A 223-nucleotide genomic window follows, 5' to 3' on the forward strand; every position below is an offset into this window, starting at 1 on the left:
AGCGGCCGCAACCTCCGTGAGGTAAATCTTCCCCACCTCCGGCAAGGCGAGCTTGTAGATCTCGGCGCCTCCCACGACGGCAACCGAGTCGGTTCCCATCCTCCTGGCCAGGTCCTCGCCCCTGGCAACCGCCTCGGCCCACCCGTGAACGACGTGAACGCCCGGCGCGGAGAAGCCGGAATCACGCGTCAGCACGATCGTTTCCCGCCCCGGCAAAGGCTTG

1 protein-coding gene is annotated in these 223 nt (G+C 67.3%); it reads right to left on the reverse strand.

The features are described 5' to 3' along the window. Positions 1-216, reverse strand: a 216-nt coding sequence (locus E4K09_RS26050; RefSeq protein WP_280177496.1) for a dihydrofolate reductase, incomplete at its 3' end; no start/stop codon positions are given. Positions 217-223: the final 7 nt, after the last annotated feature.

Origin of the sequence: Microvirga pakistanensis (assembly GCF_004458765.1) — a bacterium.
Taxonomy (GTDB): Bacteria; Pseudomonadota; Alphaproteobacteria; order Rhizobiales; family Beijerinckiaceae; genus Microvirga; species Microvirga pakistanensis.